This window comes from Piscirickettsia litoralis, from assembly GCF_001720395.1.
Classification (GTDB): Bacteria; Pseudomonadota; Gammaproteobacteria; order Piscirickettsiales; family Piscirickettsiaceae; genus Piscirickettsia; species Piscirickettsia litoralis.
The window spans coordinates 2,792,564-2,794,009 of record NZ_MDTU01000001.1; the positions used below are offsets into that span (position 1 = coordinate 2,792,564).

A 1,446-nucleotide genomic window follows, 5' to 3' on the forward strand; every position below is an offset into this window, starting at 1 on the left:
TTTGCCTTGCCTTTTTTTATTGAAAACATTTGGTGGAATTACAGCCATGATTGGGTGAATTTACTCTTTAATTTAGATTTGCGTAATGAAGGAGATCATGCAAATTGGCGCTTGCCGGCAAAATATCTTGCTTTTGTTCTCTATCTTTATAGCCCTGTTATGGTGTATATCGCTATACGTTATGCGAAAGTATTTGTTAAGGGTTGGAAAAATTTAAGTTTACGTTTGGCCTTATTAACGGGGCTGGTGACTGTATTATTCTATGGCTTATTATCAATCAGTAAGAGTATAGGACTGCATTGGATTTTCTGTGGTTATGCCTTTTTATTTATGCCACTTATTTTATTAGAGGCGGCACAAATAAAAAGACTGTTTAAATGGATGCTATTTTATTCAGGTATTCAACTGATTATTGTTCTGGTGGTATTTCATTTGCCACTGTCATTTTGGAAAAAAACATCAGTGTATGACTCTGTTAACTGGTTCTTAAACTATGAAAAAATTTATTCTGTGGTTGAGCCTTATATGAAAAAGGGCTTTATCTTTATGACACCGAGTTATGCTCAGTCTTATTTGACGGTATATCGCCATAAAAAAGAAGCGGCCGTTTGGGGGCTGGGCAGTGTGAACGGGCGGCCGGATGATTTTTTTAGCAATTTTAAAGACTTTAATCATAAAAATATTGTGATTGTCAGCCAGATGGATCCGTTTTATCGTTCAGAGTACACGCCCTATTTTAAGAAAGTTGAGTTTTATAAAAAAGACATGCTGGGGTCTCCTTATCATTTGGTTGTTGGTTATGGCTTTAACTATGAGGCTTATCGTAAGACGATACTGACTCAGATTTATAAAGAGTTTTATGATGTGAAGTTATTAAAAATTTTGCCGCATAAAGGCGACTTTTATAAGGATAAATATAAGCTTTAACTTAAGAAAGTGAACCTGGTTATATACAAAGGTGAAGCGTAGTAAACTCTAGTTTATTGCGCTTTTTGTTTGCAAGATAAAAATTGTATTTTAGTGAGTTAAAATGGCTTGACTTTGTTTGTGCAGTGCTCTAGATTGGAAAGTGTACATCCATTAAGTCTTTAAGGTAAAGAAATGAAAGACCAGCAGTTACGGCGACGAGCATCGAGACAAATTTACCCCCAATTCCCACTTATCATCAGTCGTGTCTTCTTTATTCTCTGCTGCTTCTTTCTCTTCTTACCGATTTAGCTTCTTTTCTTATTATTCTTATTGATACTGCGTTTTGCAGCTTCTTTAAGAAACTCTTATTTTTAAAAAATACATATCAAGTTACAAACTGATGGCTTAGGCTTTTAAAAAAGCTATATGAGGCAGTTAAAACTATTTTTATATATTGCATATTTTGTAAGGATTTATCATGGTTATTGCATTAGAAAATTCATCTTTAAAAAATCATACAACATTAATCGACCAATT

1 pseudogene is annotated in these 1,446 nt (G+C 33.8%); it reads left to right on the forward strand.

The window, feature by feature from the left end:
* Positions 1–927, forward strand: a pseudogene (locus tag BGC07_RS13750) (ArnT family glycosyltransferase); the annotation flags it as partial.
* Positions 928–1,446 lie beyond the last annotated feature (519 nt).